Annotated in this window: 16 protein-coding genes; 3 read left to right on the forward strand and 13 right to left on the reverse strand. The window is 38.3% G+C overall.

Annotated elements, in window-relative coordinates:
- Positions 1-9: 9 nt before the first annotated feature.
- Positions 10-2091: a flagellar filament capping protein FliD gene (gene fliD, locus IEV74_RS04695; RefSeq protein WP_188454181.1), complete on the reverse strand. Its 2082-nt coding sequence runs from the start codon at positions 2089-2091 to the stop codon at positions 10-12.
- A gap of 320 nt (positions 2092-2411) precedes the next feature.
- Here fliD and IEV74_RS04700 point away from each other — a divergent pair, with 320 nt between their 5' ends.
- Positions 2412-3746, forward strand: coding sequence for a short-chain fatty acid transporter (locus IEV74_RS04700; protein ID WP_188454306.1), 1335 nt, complete (start codon positions 2412-2414; stop codon positions 3744-3746).
- 21 nt (positions 3747-3767) lie between these two features.
- Here IEV74_RS04700 and IEV74_RS04705 read toward each other — a convergent pair whose 3' ends face one another.
- Positions 3768-4694 (reverse strand): DMT family transporter, encoded by a 927-nt coding sequence (locus IEV74_RS04705; RefSeq protein WP_188454182.1) that lies wholly within the window; start codon positions 4692-4694, stop codon positions 3768-3770.
- 101 nt (positions 4695-4795) lie between these two features.
- Positions 4796-5053, reverse strand: coding sequence for a hypothetical protein (locus IEV74_RS04710; RefSeq protein WP_188454183.1), 258 nt, complete (start codon positions 5051-5053; stop codon positions 4796-4798).
- Positions 5054-5511: 458 nt separating this feature from the next.
- Here IEV74_RS04710 and IEV74_RS04715 point away from each other — a divergent pair, with 458 nt between their 5' ends.
- Entirely contained in the window at positions 5512-7209 is a 1698-nt protein-coding gene (locus IEV74_RS04715; protein ID WP_188454184.1) for a serine hydrolase domain-containing protein, read from the forward strand.
- 29 nt (positions 7210-7238) lie between these two features.
- Positions 7239-8504, forward strand: coding sequence for an exo-beta-N-acetylmuramidase NamZ family protein (locus tag IEV74_RS04720; RefSeq protein WP_188454185.1), 1266 nt, complete (start codon positions 7239-7241; stop codon positions 8502-8504).
- Between the two features lie 262 nt (positions 8505-8766).
- On the opposite strand, the gene IEV74_RS04725 is transcribed toward IEV74_RS04720, so the two are convergent.
- The 10 genes from IEV74_RS04725 to IEV74_RS04770 all read right to left on the reverse strand — a co-directional run bounded on the left by IEV74_RS04725 (position 8767) and on the right by IEV74_RS04770 (position 20308).
- The gene (locus IEV74_RS04725; protein WP_188454186.1) at positions 8767-10386 is read right to left on the reverse strand and encodes a zinc ribbon domain-containing protein; all 1620 of its coding nucleotides are present in this window, start codon (positions 10384-10386) and stop codon (positions 8767-8769) included.
- A gap of 255 nt (positions 10387-10641) precedes the next feature.
- A complete protein-coding gene (locus tag IEV74_RS04730) occupies positions 10642-11484 on the reverse strand; it encodes a carbohydrate ABC transporter permease (RefSeq protein ID WP_188454187.1) in 843 nt (280 codons plus the stop codon).
- Positions 11485-11542: 58 nt separating this feature from the next.
- Positions 11543-12436 carry a carbohydrate ABC transporter permease gene (locus IEV74_RS04735; protein ID WP_188454188.1) on the reverse strand — a complete coding sequence of 298 codons (894 nt, stop codon included), beginning with the start codon at positions 12434-12436 and terminating at the stop codon, positions 11543-11545.
- A 79-nt stretch (positions 12437-12515) separates the two neighbouring features.
- A complete protein-coding gene (locus IEV74_RS04740; protein WP_229683062.1) occupies positions 12516-13844 on the reverse strand; it encodes an ABC transporter substrate-binding protein in 1329 nt (442 codons plus the stop codon).
- An 82-nt stretch (positions 13845-13926) separates the two neighbouring features.
- On the reverse strand, positions 13927-14856 hold the full coding sequence (murQ, locus tag IEV74_RS04745; protein WP_268233830.1) for an N-acetylmuramic acid 6-phosphate etherase: 930 nt from the start codon (positions 14854-14856) through the stop codon (positions 13927-13929).
- A gap of 174 nt (positions 14857-15030) precedes the next feature.
- A complete protein-coding gene (locus IEV74_RS04750) occupies positions 15031-15927 on the reverse strand; it encodes a MurR/RpiR family transcriptional regulator (RefSeq protein ID WP_188454191.1) in 897 nt (298 codons plus the stop codon).
- A gap of 1 nt (position 15928) precedes the next feature.
- Positions 15929-16909: an N-acetylglucosamine kinase gene (locus IEV74_RS04755; protein ID WP_188454192.1), complete on the reverse strand. Its 981-nt coding sequence runs from the start codon at positions 16907-16909 to the stop codon at positions 15929-15931.
- 155 nt (positions 16910-17064) lie between these two features.
- Entirely contained in the window at positions 17065-18636 is a 1572-nt protein-coding gene (locus IEV74_RS04760) for a plasmid pRiA4b ORF-3 family protein (protein ID WP_188454193.1), read from the reverse strand.
- A gap of 77 nt (positions 18637-18713) precedes the next feature.
- Positions 18714-19274, reverse strand: coding sequence for a sugar O-acetyltransferase (locus tag IEV74_RS04765; protein WP_188454194.1), 561 nt, complete (start codon positions 19272-19274; stop codon positions 18714-18716).
- A 14-nt stretch (positions 19275-19288) separates the two neighbouring features.
- Entirely contained in the window at positions 19289-20308 is a 1020-nt protein-coding gene (locus IEV74_RS04770) for a LacI family DNA-binding transcriptional regulator (protein WP_188454195.1), read from the reverse strand.
- Positions 20309-20313: the final 5 nt, after the last annotated feature.

Genomic DNA, 20313 nt, shown 5'->3' on the forward strand with positions numbered 1-20313 from the left:
CGTCAGTATTTAGGCTCCTCCGCCGAATTGCTGCATTAAGTACATTGATTGGGAATTCATTCGCTGGATTGCCTGCTCCATTGCTGTAAATTGGCGCCAGTAACGGTCTTCCACTTGGGCAAGACGATCTTCAAATGCTTCAATTCGTTCGTCCATATCTTCCAGACTTTTCCCCATTGTATATTGGTTTTCCGTCTGAAACGAATTACCTGCCTTTTCAGTTATTCGGTCCATTACATTGTTTACCGATTCCGTCAGACGCTGTAAAATTCCTTTCTGTTCATAAGAAGAACTGTCGGCAGTGAAGAGATCTTCAACCGCTTCCGGATCTTCCTGGATAGCAGACTTCAATTTCGCCTCGTCTATTTCCAGCTTCCCGCCTTCTAAGTAATTAGAAGTGGTTGTGATGCCAATGCTGGCCAAATGCTGGAACATGGATGGAATATCACTGTTATCAACTTCTGAATAAAAATCACGACGCATCTGGTTTAACGCACTTGATAATGTGTTATCACTCCGAAGCAAACCACTTTTCGCCTTTTCCTCCCATAGTTCCTGCTGTCTGTCAGATAGTTCCTCCCGCTGTTTATCCGTCAGTGGCCTGTAATCGCGGTAACGGTCCTCCTGCAGCTTATCCTGAACCTTGCCGATCAGTTCATTATATTTATCAACAAATTCTTTAATATTTTCAAAAACTGTTCCACTATCGTTGGCTACATTTACGGAAACTGTCTGATCAGAAAACGTTTGCTTCAAATTAAAGGATACACCGGATACTTCAAATGAATTAGATGTTCTCGATGTAGTTAGTCCATTTAATGTAAAATGTGCATTAGCTCCGCCGGTTTCCTCTGCATAATTAAAACGCATTTGAAAATTGGCAAATTCACCGCTGGTAACGATTTCATGACTGCCATAATTTTTTGAACCAGTATCTGGGTCATATTCATCCCCATTGAAGTTCCCGGTTTCCGTTCTTGTCAATGTCATTTGTCCTGTGACATCATCATAGAAAATATCGACTCCATTGTCAGCACTGTTGATTTCATTGATCATTGAATCAAAAGACTGCGTTGCCTTGATGTTGAATACTTCATCCTTAAAGCCATCTTTCGTATGTGCGCCAATTCGAAAGCTTGTATAGTCGTATTGATATTTTACCGTAACCTCTGTTTCAGCAGGAATTTTGTTGTCATCGTTCATGGTAATGGTGCCGGTTTCTTTATTAAATTCACCAACCGCTTCTGTGGGGTTATTTTTATTATAGACAAGTCCATCATTAACCTCATATTTCTCATCGCCAATTGTCAATAATAAACCTTCCTCAACAACCCCGCCGTTGGAAAGCTTAATGGTTGTTCCTTCCTCCGCCGTTGTCATTGTATCAATCTGGAAATCAGTCGTATACTGAACCTCAATCTCTGAACCTTTTGAAATGCTATTCTTAAATGTCAGTTCTCCAGTTGCTGTATTTACAAGTACTTCATTGTCTTTAAGCTGATCTGGGGTTTTCGCATTGGAATCAACAACATTGTAGTACTTGCTGCCGACTTTAACAGACATTTCCCCAATATCATTAATAGCTGTTCCTTCCTGCAATTCCAGTTCAAATGAATTCGAATCTGTTTTGGCAGAAACTGACTGACGATGGACGCTTCCCTGTTTAAAATTAAATGTGTTGTAAACAAACTCAGATTTTAGTTCAGCAAGGCTTTTACTTGTATCAACAGTTGAAGAATCTGTAAAAATACTTGCATTATTCACTTTGGTCGCAGCAGATGCAAGCTGTGACACTTCTGTAATATTGTATGTAGATAAACTTGCAGCACTGGATGCAGTCGCCGATACTAAATTTTCATTTGTAGATGATGTCATTCTCGCACGAAATGTATTCGACATCTTCATATCCGTTAATGTTGAGCGAAAATTCAGGAACAGCGTATTCATTTCACGGTATGCATCACGCTGCCACGTAAGCCATGTACGATCCTGATTCATTTTCTGAAGCGGCAACCGTTCTGCCTTCATTAAATCAGATACGATGGAATCGATATCCATCCCTGATGCTAGACCGCCAATTCTCATATCCATAAGTGTTCACCTCGTTGGTAATAATTTTATATGTTTTAGATTTCATTTGTAGAGCGCTTTTTATTTATATCGGTGAAATAAGAAGAAAGTTTAGGAATCGGGGGAAAATAGGTATAATATCTCATCCATTCCAACAGTGCTTTTCAAACGGTTAGGATTGTATTTTATTTTACTATTTAATAAGATGATTATTTATATTATACTCTTCGTGAATATAAATTAAATATCACTTCCATCCAACACCTGCTATAATTCAACTAGCAGCTCATTTCAAAATTAGACAAACATATAATGGAATAAAAAGGGGGAGTAAAGTTTTGATGAAATCATTAACATCATTTTTCGACCGCATGGTTCAACGCTATTTGCCTGATGCATTTCTTTTTGCAATCATATTAACGTTTGCAGTGTTTCTATTAGGAATCATTTTCACCGATAGCTCGCCAATTCAAATGGTAGAATATTGGGGAACGGGTTTTTGGGATCTTTTGGCTTTTGCCATGCAAATGTCACTCATTGTTGTAACTGGTTATATTCTTGCGAGTACACCGATTGTAAAAAAACTATTATCTAAACTCAGTAAGCTGGCAAATACACCTGAACAAGCAATCCTGATCGTCACATTTGTTGCCTCTGTTGCGTGTTTAATCAACTATGGGTTTGGTCTCGTAGTTGGGGCGCTATTTGCCATCCATGTAGCAAAACGTGTTCCAACAGTTGATTACCGGGTTCTGATGGCGAGTGCTTATAGCGGCTTTTTGCTGTGGCATGGTGGACTATCAGGATCAATTCCATTACTTATCGCAACACCTGGGCACTTTTTGGAAGATACAATTGGAACGATTCCAGTATCTGATACTTTGTTTAGTGGTTTTAACCTATTTATCGTTTTTGTTTTATTATTTACACTTCCATTCTTAAACCGATTTTTAATGAAGTCACGTGATCCATTAAAAAACACGGATGCATTACAATGGAACACTTCAACGGTTGAAGATGTGAAAGTAGATGAGAATACCCCTGCAGATGACCTGACGCCTGCAGAACGGTTGGAAAACAGCCGAATTATTTCGCTCCTCGTTGGAATCATGGGGCTTCTATTCGTCATTTATCATTTTGTGGAAAATGGTTTCGATTTGAATATCAATATCGTAAATTTTATCTTCTTATTCCTGGGAATTATTTTTCATAAAACGCCACGAAGGTTCTTAAACAGTGTAACAAGTGCCGTTAAAAATGCGGGAGGGATCATTGTACAATTCCCGTTTTACGCGGGAATTATGGGCATGATGGTTACTTCCGGTCTATCGGAACAGATGTCATTATGGTTTGTCAGCATTTCAACTGAATTTACGCTGCCATGGTTTACATTTATCAGTGCTGGATTGGTCAACTTCTTTGTTCCTTCAGGCGGCGGGCAATGGGCTGTTCAGGGGCCAATCATGATCCCAGCTGCACTTGAAATTGGAGCAGATACTGCAAAAACAGCAATGGCCGTTGCCTGGGGTGATGCTTGGACGAACATGATTCAGCCGTTCTGGGCATTACCGCTTCTTGCAATCGCAGGTTTAAAAGTTCGCGATATCATGGGCTTTTGCGTAATGATTCTGTTATATAGCTTTATTCCAATTTCTATCGGTCTATTATTCTTTTAAAGTCAAAACATCCTCGTGGAACTAAATTCTCCGAGGATGTTTTTTTGAAATTTGCGAAACGACTATACCTATAATGATCAGTCCTGAACCAGCCACGACACCAGCCGACATTGTTTCACCAAGAATGAAACTGCTAAGAACGAGTCCAAAAATCGGTACAAGCAATGTGGATAGTGTAGCAGAAACCATATCAATAATACTTAAGATCAGGAACCACACCGTAAAACAAAGTGCAGAGGCAAGAACACCGGTAAATAAAATATAATAGATGCTGTGCATGTTAAGCTGAACTGGCTGACCCCATTCCGCAAAAAGCGTAACCGCGATAATTCCAATGGTTCCAAACAGCATTTGATAGGCGTTTACTTGGAGCTGTGATAAACCATTCAAATTAACTCGATAAAAGATATTGGAAACTCCCCAAGAAATCGCCGCAATAATGATAAGTATTTCACCAAAAATAACATCAAAGCTTTGCCCAACCCAAATATCCCAGCCTAATACTGTTAGGAGCCCAATCATTCCAATGAACAAACCAAGAAATTTTGCTGGTGTAAATTTTTCATCCAAAAATTTCACTGCAAGAATGCTGCTCCACATTGGCATCGAATATAAAAGCACCGATGATTTTCCAGCATCAACAAAACGCAGGCCGTACATAACTAATAAAAATACTATGGATGTTTGCAAGATACCGAGAATCACCAGTTGCCTCCAATAACGTTTTGGTGGAAGTCCTTTCTTTGACAGTAAAACAATTAATACTAGCGTTATTGAACCAACTCCAAAGCGAAATGAAGAAAATGTAAATGGGCCCATGTAGGCAAGAGCTTCCTTCATAAGAACCCATGCGTAGCCCCAGAGAATTGTAATTGTAAGGATTAAAAACCAGATGAGTATTTTATTTTTCTGTAATTTAGCAATGAGGGAATGCGATTCTTTCAACATGCTCATCCTCCTATAATATGAGTTTCTATAAGGATAGCAGTTTCAATAATTGAAGACATACTAATTTAACTGCAAAAAAAATAAGCCTGCCCATGCACGCTCTAGTTAACCGCTTTATGTATTGCCGTTGGTCTAGCTACCCTAATTTTGGAAAGCTCTTTTACCACTAATGTTACGTTCTTATCAATATTACGAACATTTTGCTGCAGTCCGTTTAAGTCTAACGCTACATTATTGATTCTTACTTCTATATCCGAAACTAACTCATCCAATCGACTTCCGCTTCGTTGCAATTCCTTTACTTCACCTGACATGTGTATGATCGTCTGAAGCAAATCATCAATCATTTCTCTATTCAATCAATCCCCCCCTATGTCGTGCTTATCTTAGCATGCGCTACCCCTGGCTACAAGTGTCTTTTGTACTATATGTGCAGCAGGATACAATTTTCCATTCTTTCCTTTTCAAACAATTTATTGGGTTTACTTGTTCGATATGCTGTCAAATTTATGTGTCACAATTTAGCATGATTAGGGTATCGTTTCAGTAACCGCTGTGCCATTCACAGTCCATCTGGATCAAAGTCCTTTGCGTAATGCAGTATGCACACTTCCTTATAGCATTTTTTCACCCTTAAATTTAACAAAATAATCTTTATTTCAATTCCAATTAATCCAATTGACCCGTAACATTTGTCGTACCTTTTCAAACTTTCCCAATATTTTTAGTGCTAATGCGCCATAGACGATTCTATCATTTTTCAATTATCTTAAATAATGTAAGCACTTTCATATACTAACTAATTGGGAGGTTCGCTATGAAACAAAATTTTTACTCTGCCTCACTGTCAATGGTGCTAATTTCATCTATGCTACTAACCTCAGGAATGTCAGTAAATGCTGAGAAAGGCAATAATCACAGTCCTACTATCGAAACCCATGGAAAAAAACAACCGCAAGAACGTCCACATCCTGTATTTTCATGGGACAAACCAGGTCCAACATCACCTGTCCTGCATCCCGGTTCTGTAAAAGGAGCGGGCATGTTAAGCGAACCATTAGACGAAATTGACACAGTTATGGAATCCATGATTGATAATGGTGTAATGCCTGGAGCAGTGACGTTTGTTGCTAGGCGCGGTCATATTGTTCAGCACGAAGCATATGGGGATGCCGTTCGCTACAAGGATGATAATGGAACTGAATTCGACAAGCCAATTGCCATGAAAGAGGATACTATTTTCGACCTTGCCTCCCTAAGTAAAATTTTTACTACAACAGCAGCCATGAAGCTTTATGAAGAAGGATATTTTGAACTTGATGACCCTGTTGCAGAATATATTCCGGAATTTGCCCAAAACGGCAAAGAGAATGTAACGATTAGACAATTAATGACACATACATCCGGATTTAAAGCCTGGGTATCACTATATACCATTGGAGAGACCCGGGAAGACAGACTCCAATATGTTTTCCAGTACCCACTAGATAACCCGCCAGGAACGACTTACACATATAGTGATCTTAACATGATTACATTAGGGGCAATAATCGAAAGACTATCAGGGAAACGACTTGATGAATACGTTCATGAAACACTGACCGGACCACTAAAAATGAAAGACACCATGTATAATCCACCAATGTCATTAAGGAATAGAATTGCTGCAACCGAATACCAGCCATGGACAAACCGAGGACTCGTCTGGGGTGAAGTACATGATGAGAATGCATGGTCTCTTGATGGTGTTGCTGGACATGCTGGTGTATTCTCAACGGCCAACGACCTTGCAAAGCTCGCCCATATGTTTATCAATGACGGGCGCTACGGAGGAAAACAAATTCTAAAGCCGGAAACCATTCAGCTCTTAGTTGAAAATCAAATTCCTGAATTTCCAGGGGATGAGCATGGCCTTGGCTGGGAGCTTGCACAGGGCTGGTATATGGATGCATTATCCGAAGCATCCACAATAGGTCATACAGGATATACCGGAACCTCCATCGCAGTAAACTTAAACAATGACACAATCGCAATTCTTTTAACAAACCGAGTACACCCAACTCGTGAAACGGTATCAACAAATCCGGCAAGGCGTCAATTTGCGAGGAAGGTAGCTGACGCAATTCCAGTAGCAATGCCAACGAAAAAAGGGGATGCATGGTTCGCTGGATATGGGGATAATCTAAATCAAATGCTGACAGCTAGGGTAAATGTTGATGTGGAATCGTCGCTGACATTTGATACTTGGTACAGAATTGAGCAGGGCTGGGACTTTGGCACAGTTGAAGTTTCCAGTGATGGAGCGCAATGGACAGAGGTAACGGATCCATTAACAGGTACTAGTATTGATTGGCAAAAAAAAGAAGCTCAAATTCCAGCAGGTACAAAGTTTATTCGCTTCAGCTATCACACCGATGTTGCAACAAATGCTAGAGGCTGGTACGTAACAAATCTTCAATTGGATGGAGAACCTGTAAACTTTAAAAGCGACGATTGGGAAAAACGAAATTATTAGAATTCAAAATTTGGAAGGAGCGAACAGGAATGAAAAAATCGATTATCGGATTCTTGACAATCGTTCTGATACTCTCTTCACTTACAGCAGTTTTTGCGGATAACGGAAATGGGAAGGGAAAAGGCAAAGGGAAGCATAAAAAATTTGAGTTAGGTGTAGAGGTTCTACTAAAAGATCATAAGAATTTAATTGAAGGGAAGCGCGTAGGATTAATCACAAACCCTACTGGTGTTGACCAAGATTTAAACAGTATTGTTGATATCCTGCATAACGATCCAGATGTCGAGTTAACCGCTCTCTATGGTCCTGAGCATGGTGTTCGTGGAAGTGCGCAGGCTGGAGAATATGTAGAATATTACATTGATGAAGAAACTGGATTGCCTGTTTACAGTCTGTATGGACAAACCAGAAAGCCAACACCTGAAATGCTGGAAAATATTGATGTGTTATTATTTGATATACAGGACGTTGGGACTCGTTTTTACACGTATATTTATACCATGGCATATGCGATGGAAGCTGCAGCGGAGAATGACATTCCATTCATCGTTTTAGATCGTCCAAACCCGCAAAGCGGAACTAAAGTAGAAGGACCTGTTCTCGATCCGGACTTTGCTTCTTTTGTTGGAATGTATCCTATTCCGCTTCGCCATGGAATGACTGTAGGGGAGCTAGCAAAACTATTTAATTCGGAGTTTGATATTGGTGCGGATCTCACTGTAGTCGAAATGAATGGCTGGAAACGAAAAATGTACTATGATGACACTCAATTACAATTTGTTATGCCATCACCAAACATGCCGACACTTGATACTGCACTTGTATATCCTGGAGCAGCATTGATCGAGGGTACAAACGTATCGGAAGGACGCGGAACGACAAGACCATTTGAATTAATCGGAGCACCTTTTATTAATAGTACTGACCTTGCCTCTGAACTGAATGCCTTGCATTTGCCAGGTGTAACATTCCGTGCAGCATCGTTTACACCTGCTTTCTCAAAGCATAGTGGTACGTTAAGTCACGGGATACAAATTCACATTACACACAGAAACGCTTTTCATCCAGTTGAAACCGGACTTCATATCGTCAAAACCATTCACGATATGTATCCTCGGGATTTTGAATTCCGTGCTGAAAACAGCGCCGGGGTATCCTTTTTTGATAATTTAATCGGAAACGGCTGGATCCGTGAAGGTATTGAGGAGGGTCGTTCTGTAGATTCTATGAAGGAACAGTGGCAAGATGAGTTAAAAGAATTTAAGAAAATTCGAAATGACTATTTACTTTATTAAACTAGGAATACAGCAGGGTAAACATATTTCGTTTGCTCTGCTATTTTTGTGTAAATAGACCCCATATTGGAGCGGAAGGACGATGAACAGTATATCGTCATGGGAACAGGAACTAACATTATTAATGGCTAGGCGCATCCAGCAAGGTGTATGTTCATCTGGCAGCTTGAAGACCGCAAATGGAAATTAGTAAGGGAATATATTGAGTTAGAAAAATAGTAAACACGCTTGGAATCAAATTCCAGGCGTGTTCCTGCTAATTTTATTTAAACCATGCGGACGTAACCTCTTTTGGTTCTTTTTCGCGATATTCAATAATCTCGGCGTCATCCATAGATCCGCCCCAGCCAACATAATTCACTTTCCATTTTTCCTGTTTTTCATCATAAATAAGTTCATATCCAACATCATCTGTCGCTTCTTCTAACTTTGGTTCTTCATCGCCATACCATGAATCTTCTTCATAATATGTTTTTGTATCAACCCCGGCGACCCATCCTTCACCATAATTGCTGATTACGAATGATTCTGAATTAAAATCAACCCCAATAAATTTACCCTTATAGTAATACTCATTTTCTTTATCATATTTTGCATCGTCAATTATATCTGTTACAACCTCTTCTGTTGCAATCGTAAATTTCTTTTCATCAGCTGTTGTAATGGCAGCTAATAATTCTTTGTTATATTGGACAATAGTATCCTGAATCGCTTGTTTAACCTCATCACTTGCGGTAAACTTTGCTTCAACATAATACGAATCAATTGGAACTTCCTCTGTTTTCATTGTTCCCCAGGGAAAATCTGCCTCAAACGAAGCTGTCATTGATCCATCCGCAAGAATAGGTCCCACAGCATCCTGTTTCAAAATATCGATTCCGGAGTCGTTTCCATTGATAAATAGTTTTACACTATCCAATCCATCATTATAAGGAAGACCAAAAGTCACTTCTTCCCCATCTATAAATAGGTCGACATCATCCGTATATCCGGGATCAAAATTTGTGCTTTCTTCTTCTGCAGTCAATTCAACATAATCATTCTTATACGTTGCGGTAAATGTGTATGTACCAGGTAAAAAAGGACCTACCTCTTTTGTAAAATCCTCTTTATCAGAAGTTGCAATAACCTCACCATTTAGAGATATTTCAGTGTCATTATAATTTGTATAGACATTAAAATATACTGGACTGACCTGGATATCAAAATTGTCATATACAAACGTTTTTCCGTCTTTTACTAGATTAACAGCATACGAATAGGTAGATTCTCCAGCTGCCTCAGCTGCTTTAGGATTTGTTTCATATTCTTTAGCTTGGTTTTTCAAGTGTTCCATCATATAATCCATTTCGCTCGGATTTTCGGAATAATAATTTATAAATCCTGTTACAGTATTGTTATTAATCTCGATTTTTTTACTCGCTGCAAGTAAATCTGCTACAGTCTTAGAATCTTTCTTAATCATGGCTTCCTCAAATTTTTCAATGATTTTATCCTTCGAAGTCATTGAAGCTCCAACCTGATAGGCGGCAAATAATAAAACAATAAGTGCTCCCGCAATAGTCATCATAATCTTTGACTTCTTAGACAGTTTAGAAGGTTGACCGTGTCCTGATTTCTTGGAAGCCGCTAACCCGCCTTGCACTGGATTCTTGGATTGGACAGGATTATTGTCAAAACCTATGTCATCCGACTGTTCACTTTCAATTAGCGGATCAAGTTTCTTATCGTTTTGATGATTTACCTTCTCCACAAATTCTTCTACCTTGTCCGTTTGATCTTCTGAATTATTCGTGCTTTCCCCGGACAAATCTTGACCACAATGCTTACAGAACTTTGCATTAGCGGAAATTTCTCCTCCACAATGCTTACAAAACTTCATTTTACTCCTCCTTGCATTTGACACTTTTTATAATGTTTAGAAAACGATAGTGCTATTATACTATATAAACTGGAATTTATGTCGATATTTTACATGAAAACAAAGAAATAGTTCTTACTCCATCCGAAATCCATGCATAAAAAAAGCAACAACTAATTCTAGCCATTGCTATTAATCTACTACTTATAACTATGTTGCTTTTCATTCGCAGTTTGCGTTTATTGTATAAAGGGTAAAATAGCCTAAATTGAACAATTAACCTTTTATAGCTCCTTCTGTCATACCTTTTGCAATACGCTGCTGGAAGATGGCATAAAGAATAATCACCGGTACGATTGCGATGACGAGGCCTGCAAATAATGTACCCCAGGCATTTGTATATTGTGCTTCATTACTAATGAAATCAATAGCTAATGCCAATGTATAATTATCCTCCGTCTGCAAGAAAATCAATGCCATGAAATATTCGTTCCAAAACTGAATAGCATTCATGATTGTTACCGTAATGATTCCCGACATGCTAAGCGGAGTAATGATTTTCCACAATACACGGTATGGAGACATTCCATCCATTGCCGCTGATTCCTCCAATGACTTAGGAATCGTACTTATAAAACTAGTTAATACAAAAATACTAAATGGCAGCTGACTAACTGCATATACAATTGCCAAACCGTATATATTATCTAGTAAACCCAAATCGGATAGTAAGAAGAACAATGGAATCCATCCTAAAACCATTGGAATCATCATTGCGGAGACATATAGGGTAAATAAAAATTTACTGCCGCGAAAATTCAGCCTTTCAATTGCATATGCAGTCGGAATTGCAAGTACCAACGTCAGTACCGCACCTACCACCGTTACGATTAAACTATTAAAAACACTCGTATCTATATTATAATTTGTCCATGCATCAACAAAGTTTTGAAAGTTCCATACCTCTGGAAAGCCCCAAGGATTCTTGTAGATCTCAGCATTAGATTTAAACGACCCGATAAACATCCAGAAGATCGGATACAATACTGCCAACGTCCACAGAATCAGTGGAATTCGTATCCCTGTTCGTCCTAAAATCTGACCGACAGATTTCTTCACTTTCGTTTCCTCCCTTTCATTTCATCAATACCGTCCGATTCCGTTTGCGAAATCCGCATTAATATTCAACCTTATCTCTTCGCATAAAGAATTGCAGAATTAGCACAGTTATTAATGAAAGAATCAAAATCATTACACCAATGGTTGCACCGTAGCCAAAGTTATATTGCTTAAATGCCTGTTGATAAAGGTACGAACCCATAACATGTGTAGCGTTATTTGGTCCACCGCCTGTCATGATTTGCACAATAATAAATGAACCATTAAGCGTGGTAATTACAATGTAAAGGACGGAAATTTTTATTTGTGGCCAAACAAGTGGTAAGGTTACTTTCCAGAATTGCTGCCATTCATTTGCCCCATCTATTTCGGCTGCCTCATAGTAGCTTTTCGATACGTTCGCTATACCACCCATCAGCATTAGCATGAAAAGTCCGATACCTGCCCATATAGATGGTAAAACGAGACTCGGCAGTGCCCACGTCTCATCACCTAGCCATGGCTTGGCCCAGCTTTCTAAACCGAGAAACTCCAGACCAGAATTTATGAACCCCATGCTTGGGTTATAAATAAATGTCCATAAGATACCAATAACTACAACAGACATAATGTTCGGAAAGAAAAAGATAATCCGATAGAATGGCGCTTCTTTGATTTTTAGCTGTGTTAAGGCTACAGCAAAAAACATTGCTAGAATCATAATTCCAATAACCTTGGTTACTACTAGAAAGTAATCATGAATAATCGTATCGGGGATTATTGCATCATTCAACAAATGTATGTAATTATCTATACCAATGAATTCTTTATTTTCTGCTGACCCTGACCAATCAAAAAACGAATAGTACAAACCGCTAAACAAAGGATAAAGGGTAAAAATAGCAAACATAATAAAGGTAGGAAGTAAACAAAAAGCTAGAAATAAATATTTTTGCTTCTTAGACTGTACCATCCAATCACCTTTCTTCTAAATAAATGGGTATGGAAGATAGGTGGACATTCCAAGCCCTATCTTCCATACCGCACATCAATTACTTACTGCTACGATATTGCTCTGCAGCTTTTTCTGCTTCTTTCACAAAATCTTCTGCAGAAATATTGCCTAACATCAATGAAACAAGAGAATTACTAATTGGCGTTTCAAGATCTGCACTCATTGGATGTGGCTTATTATAGATTTGTACCTGTTCAGGATCGTTAATCATTGCATTCGCATCGATTAAATATTCCGGTACATTTTCATTCGTAGATAGATCCACACCAGTTAAGTTCATAATCGCACCAGTATGCTCAGAGAATAATGACGCATATTCTTTTGTGAAGACAAACTCTACAAACGCTTTGGCAGCTTCAGGATTTTCCGCTTCTTTTGCAATTGCAAGCGGGCGTAAATCCGGCACAATTGCGCCTGGCTCACCAGCATCATTCATCGGTGATGGAATGAATCCATATTTAAAGTCTTCAGGAGCATCTTTTACCATTTCATTAGGTAACCAGAAGCCTACCGGAATAAATGCATTTTCATGAAGCAAGAAGTTCATTTGTGATTGTGTATGATTCAATGCACCGAAACCTTCATCAATATAGCCTGCTTTTTGCATTTCTTCAACCTTTTTCATAACTCCCAGTACAGCATCACTTGACCAAGCACCTTCAGCACCATCAATTACGTTAGCAAGCAATTCCTCACCGCCAGCTGCTGCAAATGCTGGGTAGAGCACCCCTCGTAAGAAGTAATATGGGTATTGCCCAGTTGTTACAAATGGGTCAATGCCTTCTTCATCTTTAATAGTACCCATAGTACTCATAAATGCTTCAAAATCCATTGGAATCTCATAGCCTTTTTCTTCAAACAATGTTTTATCATACCAAGTTCCCCATGTATCAAATACCAATGGCAAGCTATAGATCTTACCATCGTCATATTGAGCAGGGTCCACTATGAAACTATCCATTAATGGTGTTCCATCTTCCAATTTCACACCATTAACCCATTCCGTTAAATCCATCAATTGTCCATCTTCAACCATTTGTGTTTCACTTGACCCTGCACCGTCAATGTATACTACATCAGGTGGATCACCGGATACCCAACGGGAACGCATTTCTTCATTAATATTTGGACCTGCATGTTCGATAACGTTTACGTCAGGATATTTTTCTTTAAAGTCTTTTATAACCTCTTTCCACCAAGAATCACCATATCCTCCAACGAAGTACTGAATTTCCAGGTCATTACTACTTGAACCTTTGTCTTTCTTGGTACTAGCCTCATCGTCTGATGAACATGCTGTAACTAATGCTAGCGTTGAAATAGCTACCAATAGAAACAATAAACGGCCATTAAATAATTTCTTCACCATATTTGCCCCCTTTGTTTTTTAACTAATATATGAAACGCATTAACAGTTCATGTACCTGTTAATGGGGTTTCCAAAATAATTATTTCAAGTAATCTATTGCCTTTCTCACATAGCCATTGCTTTTATCAATAGCTTCCATGGCTTCATTTAATGCAACTCCAGCCTTTATCATAACGATGGCTGGTTTTACTTCATTATTTGTAAGACGAAGAACATTTTCTGCTTCCTTGTATGATACATTTGTAACTTCCATAATTGTACGCTTTGCACGTTCCATTAATTTGTAGTTACTTGCGTGTACATCTACCATAAGATTCTCATGTACCTTTCCCAGCTTAACCATCGTAGTTGTACTGATCATATTGAGAATCATTTTATGTGCTGTAGCTGCTTTCATTCGCGTCGAACCAGTCAATACCTCTGGCCCCACTACGACTTCTATATTACAATCTGCAAAACTACTAATTAATGAATTTTCATTACATGATAACGAAATAGTATAAGCACCAATGTCACGTGCTAATTTTAATGCACCAATTGGATAAGGTGTTCGACCACTTGCGGTTATGCCAACTACAACATCATTTTTTGAAATTCCTCTATCTTTCAAATCGGCAGATCCCTGTTCTTCATTGTCCTCTGATCCTTCAATAGCATGAAAAAAAGCCCCATTGCCTCCTGCCATTACCGTTTGGACCATTTCTTTAGAAGTCATGAAAGTTGGCGGGCATTCAGACGCATCCATCACACCTAGTCTTCCACTGGTTCCAGCACCTACATAAAATAATCTGCCACCATTTGATAATGCGTCCACAATATGATCGACAGCAACTTCCACTTTAGGTAAAACAGCTTCAACAGCTAATGCCACTCTTTTGTCTTCCTCATTAATCGTTTTTAAAATATCAGCCGTTGTCATTTCATCAAGATTCATAGTATTTAGATTTCTTTTTTCAGTAGTTAGATTACCTAATTCCATTTTCCTATTATTCTCCTTGTTATCATCCAAGTGGTATGTAAAAACGCTTTCAATTTCCTGAATTGATTTAGTACTTTTATCACGAATTTGATTTTATTATAATACAATGAATTATTTTGTCAATAAAACGTCTTGAACACAGAAATAAAATTTCAGACAATCCATAGCTAAACCAAGTATATTCCATCTTTTTTTTCTAAAAGTTTATTTTTTAGAATATTTCTGTATACGTTTTCCCTGTAATGCATCTTCCCTAAAAAATGCAATTGCTTCCCTTGTTTCATCTAATCGATTTATTGTTTCTTCATATTCTTCAGATGCCAAACACATAAACAAAATATCAATAATATGAAGCTGTGCTATTCGGGAAGATGTCGCTCCACTTCTAAATGTAGCTTCTCTTGCAGCAGAGGTATGCAATTTTATGTCCGAGTATTTAGATACCAACGAGTTTCCATATTTCGTAATGCTAATTGTTTTTGCTTGCTTTTGTTTTGCAAGCTCCAGTAATTTTGCTACTTCTTGCGTATTGCCTGAGAATGAAATACCAACAACAACATCATCGGTACCTTTATTTGCGATAGATGTTGCTGCCATATGAACATCAGAAAATGAGTTTACTTGCTTGTCTATTCTTAAAAACTTTTGTTCCGCATCCAATGCAGCAATATAAGATGCCCCGAATCCAACAAAGATAATCGTCTTTGCATTTGTTAATGCGGTAACAGCTTCCCGTAAATTTTCCACATTCATGATATCTACTGTCTCTTTTAATGTTTGTGTTGTATTCGATGTAACTTTTTCAATGATGTTTTTATATTCATCGTGTGGTTCAATATCCCGGTAACCAGCAACTGTCTGTTCACGCATGTCGCCCGCTACACGAATTTTCAGTTCTTGAAAACTGTTAAAGCCTACAGATTTACAAAGTCTTATTACCGCTGCGCTGCTTGTTTTACTTCTTTCGCCTAACGTTTGAGCAGTCAACAATATTGATTCTTCGGGATTCTCTAAAATATATTGCGCAATTTTTTTCTCTGATGGCGGCAATGTATGGATCAGCTCTTTTAATATTAGGAGTCCGCCTTTTACATGGGACATATTAATCACCTGCTTTTTCATATGTATTTGTAATATTGGTTATTAAACCCTTTTTTGGTTTGATTCCATTCATTATATAAGCCCCAATAATAGATCCGCAAACTGGGGCTATTTCGGGAATTACTATCTTTAAACTAGTATATGTTTGTAATTTCCTATCAATTAATTTTGGCACTATTTCCCTTTCATTAAAAATCCCGCCGCACAATACAACCTTTACCAATTCATCTGTTTCAAAGAGTTTTGAATATAATGTCTGGATATTAAGAACCAATTCTTCAACAACGTTATACAGGATATCATTTGCTGCACTATCGTTTAATTTATATGCTTGAAACACAATTTTTGATAGAGGGGAGATTTCTTCTTTTGGCATTGGGGAATTGTATATGTTTTGAATTAAACCATAGACATTGTCAACGTTAAAATGTGAGAGCATCATTTTCAGCATCTTCGTTTTCGGTCCCCTGCCATCAACAGATTTTAATACAGAAATAATCCCTTGTCTTCCGATATCATAACCGCTGCCCTCATCACCAAATAAGTATCCCCAGCCACCAACACGGCAATGTTTTCGTTTACCGTTTATTCCGTATGTAATAGAACCTGTTCCGGAAATTTGTACAATCCCGGGGTCTCCATATGTACCAGAATATAACGCATTTATTGAATCGGGTACAACCTGCAATTCCACATCTTCAGTTAATAGTTGTTTTATAATTTGTTCAATATCTTTTTGGTTTTCTGCATTTCCAGTACCGGCTATACCGGCAAATAGACTTCTCAAATTCTTATATTGTACTGGGGCTTGTTGTTCAAGGTCCTGAAGTAACATTTTAAATGTATTAATAAGTGATTTTTTGGAAACGACATTAGGATTGGAAGGACCTCCCGTGGATCTTGCTACGATTAATCCTTGCATGTCAGCGAGAACAGCAATTGTTTTTGTTCCACCACCATCAATACCAACTACATAGTCCATATATTCATCATTCCTTTAATGCCTGATAACTCAATAGTATATAAATAATAGCGGATACACAAGATTTTTAAAATTTAATTTCACCTAACCTTTAACTTCCCGAATAAAAATTACAAAAAGCTGAACCCAAAGGATCCAGCTTCAACTCTGTATTTTTAAACCATCCAATCCCTTAACCCCGCAAGCATTTCTATCACCACGGGCAAATGTTCCTTCACTTCCACATTCAAATCTAAATAATCTATTAATGGTCTAACAGTTGCAGCTGTTTTTCCATCCATCAAAATCAATTCGGGAATTCCTTCAATCGCAGTCAGCAAATTTAATAATTCAGTTTGCTTTGCACCTGGTTCTGATTCACCTGTAAGCATATTTTGATAAAATATTATCCCCTGATTATGATCAGCCCCAACGGATAATAGCGGGAAAGCCGGCCGATCATTAGGATTATTCTGTACCGGCATTTCTACATACTGCAGGGAAAACTCAACAGTTGACGGAATTACATCTTTTATACGTCCTATTCTCTTTAAATCAAATTCCGAGAGAGATAATGGAACTTGCATTTGTTCCACACCATAGTCTTCTAATGATAATACTTCATTTTCAAATAGGATTTCATCATGTACCTTGTACGGGACTTTTGCATATATTTCATATCCCTCATACATATCAGGAATTCTTAATCCATTAGCGATTTCATTGCACACATCCATTGCCTGTTCCAATGCTATCTTCAACAGGCGGACTTCATCGGGATTTTCTACAAACCAAGGTAAAAACCCCGGCATGAAACTACGGAATTCCGGCCATGCTTTTCGCCCACGAAATGGTATGCTATACGATTTAATTAATTCATAATCGTCCTTTTCCAAATCCTCTCTGTCCTCAAAGCTTACAAGCAAGCTTCTCTGTTTTAATAAAATTTCAAAGTTATCCGGTATCTTTCCGCTTATTATATCCTTCAATGTAGCGTAACCTTCTTTAACTATATAAACGGCCATACCATAATTTTCACCCGCTCCACCAAGGATGGAACAAAATAAACGCTGCTCAGTCATTGGGTCAATTACTGCAAATATGCTGCTGTCATCCATATACTCCCAAGGTTTCAATTTTTGAAACTCTTTAGCTTTTTGAAGTACATCCCCCCAATAGTCCACCTCATGATCTATGGTCTCACCAATCGCTTTCGTTTGCATCCCTGCTAAAGCCTGCAAATCAACATTAACCTCTTTTACCAGCTGCTTAGAATTAGCATGGGTAAGATCAACTGTACCCATGATTACTTCCCCGCGACTATCCTCTTCAGGAGCTATGTTTCGCGCACCAACACAACGTGGATATTCAACACCCTTTTCAGCGGCAAACATTTTCATTAAAACAATTTCATGCTGCCAATCATCACCAAAATCGTAGGTGTACATTATTTTATCATTTGTTTTTTTAAACCAGTTAGCTAGTACCTCTTCGTTTTCATTGTATTCGTCAAAAAATGATGGCATACCAAATTCCATTTCATAGTCCCCGGATTTAATTTCTATGTTGTCCGTTTTTACACCATCCATCTTACGTACAAAAAAACTATGCAAATGTGAATTTGTCCAGTCAAATGCCAGCTGCAGAATTTCATGCAGTTCGTTAAACGTTGCTCTGCTATCAACACGAAGCTTACGCCAAACAGGTACACCGACATCCTTTAAAGTTACTTTTAATTCAAGAATCATCATAATCACCTCATTTCGTACAGTTTAACATACAATTTTAAAAAACACGCCTGGTTTTCCCAAACGTGTTACTTTCATCAAACGTCAATTTGTTTAATTATCTTCGCAGGATTACCGCCAACAACAACATTATCCGGCACATCCTTCGTCACTACCGCCCCAGAGCCAATAACCACATTGTTTCCAATGTTTATTCCCGGATTAATAACCGATCTGCCGCCGATCCAAACATTATCACCTATACATACAGGCTTTCCAAATTCAACCCCTGAAGTTCTTTCATACGGGTTCAGCGGATGTGTAGCGGTATAGATATGAACTCCCGGAGCAATGAAACAATTATTTCCGATTCGAATCTCGCATACATCTAAGAATACACAATTGAAGTTGACATAAAAATTTTCACCAACGTGAATGTTATAGCCATAATCACAACGAAATGTCGGTTCAATGTAGCTATTCTCCCCGATTGCACCAAACAATTTACGTAATAATTCCATACGTTCTTTTTTTTCCGTTTCCATTGTTTGATTGTATAATCTGGTCAGTTTTCTGGCATTTGTACGTTCCCTGATTAAATCCGGATCTGCCGGGTTATACAAATCTCCATTAATCATTTTTTCTTTTTCTGTTTTCATGCTGCTCACTCCAATCAGCTTTTCTTACTCACCGATCCTCGATAAACAATATCATAAGGGATAATAATTCGCTTAGCAGGTTCTGACTTGTTAGTTGTTTTTTCGATTAACGCTTTTGCAGACTGTGCACCAAGTTCATATATCCTAACATCGACTGTTGTTAGCGCAGGTCTTGTTATTTCTGACAAATAGACATTGTTAAAGCTGACAAGCGAAATGTCTTTTGGTACGGAAAAGCCTGATTCTTCAAGTGTGCTTAAAACTCCTAAACTCATTAAATCATCACTGACAACAATTCCGGTCGGCTGTTCCGATAACGCAAATAGCTGACTTACGGCATCACGACCTCCAGATTTTAAAAACTCCGCGTGGATTTTATATGATTCAGGATAGGACAACCCTGCTTCTTTCATTGCTGCCTCATATCCTGCCTCCCTGTCCATTGTTACAAATAAATCCCTTGATCCACCGATAAATGCAATTTTTTTGTGACCTTGCTTAATTAAATGATTCGTAATTTCTTTTCCCGCAGAAAAATTATCATTATCAACATGTGTAATTTCACTTATATAATCATAAGGTTTACCGACAATCACAAACGGAAAACTTTTCTCCATTAAAAAATTCATGACACTGTCGTTCAACCGTGAATAAAGCAGGATAACCCCATCAACATAGCTACCGTAGACCATGCGCTGCACTTCATCTAAAATCTCTTCATCTGTTTCCCCAGTTGACAAAGTCAATGAATACTGCATGTCATGTGTTACGGAACCAATACCACGTAAAATCTCTGGAAAAAAGGGATTTTGCAATGCTTTATCGGCAGAAGATGGCATAATAACGCCAATTGCTTTTGTTGATTTAGCAACTAAGTTTCGTGCATTTACGTTCGGATGATAGCCCAGATTCTTCATGGCCTTCCGAACCTTTTTTTTCGTGTCTAAACTAATCCTCGGATTGTCGGCAATCACTCTAGATACAGTAGAGGGTGATACACCTGTTGCCTTTGCTACATCTTTGATTGTTACCATTCACT

The sequence above is a fragment of the Virgibacillus oceani genome, from assembly GCF_014638995.1.
Taxonomy (GTDB): Bacteria; Bacillota; Bacilli; order Bacillales; family Amphibacillaceae; genus Virgibacillus_E; species Virgibacillus_E oceani.

Coding starts and splice junctions, on each gene's coding strand:
- IEV74_RS04755 (WP_188454192.1), bottom strand. CDS start 16,909: ATGGACTATGTAGTTGGTATTGATGGTGGTGGAACAAAAACAATTGCT.
- IEV74_RS04725 (WP_188454186.1), bottom strand. CDS start 10,386: ATGAAGTTTTGTAAGCATTGTGGAGGAGAAATTTCCGCTAATGCAAAG.
- IEV74_RS04770 (WP_188454195.1), bottom strand. CDS start 20,308: ATGGTAACAATCAAAGATGTAGCAAAGGCAACAGGTGTATCACCCTCT.
- IEV74_RS04720 (WP_188454185.1), top strand. CDS start 7,239: ATGAAAAAATCGATTATCGGATTCTTGACAATCGTTCTGATACTCTCT.
- IEV74_RS04765 (WP_188454194.1), bottom strand. CDS start 19,274: ATGAAAACAGAAAAAGAAAAAATGATTAATGGAGATTTGTATAACCCG.
- IEV74_RS04760 (WP_188454193.1), bottom strand. CDS start 18,636: ATGATTCTTGAATTAAAAGTAACTTTAAAGGATGTCGGTGTACCTGTT.
- IEV74_RS04705 (WP_188454182.1), bottom strand. CDS start 4,694: ATGTTGAAAGAATCGCATTCCCTCATTGCTAAATTACAGAAAAATAAA.
- IEV74_RS04750 (WP_188454191.1), bottom strand. CDS start 15,927: ATGTCCCATGTAAAAGGCGGACTCCTAATATTAAAAGAGCTGATCCAT.
- IEV74_RS04715 (WP_188454184.1), top strand. CDS start 5,512: ATGAAACAAAATTTTTACTCTGCCTCACTGTCAATGGTGCTAATTTCA.
- fliD (WP_188454181.1), bottom strand. CDS start 2,091: ATGGATATGAGAATTGGCGGTCTAGCATCAGGGATGGATATCGATTCC.
- IEV74_RS04735 (WP_188454188.1), bottom strand. CDS start 12,436: ATGGTACAGTCTAAGAAGCAAAAATATTTATTTCTAGCTTTTTGTTTA.
- IEV74_RS04700 (WP_188454306.1), top strand. CDS start 2,412: ATGAAATCATTAACATCATTTTTCGACCGCATGGTTCAACGCTATTTG.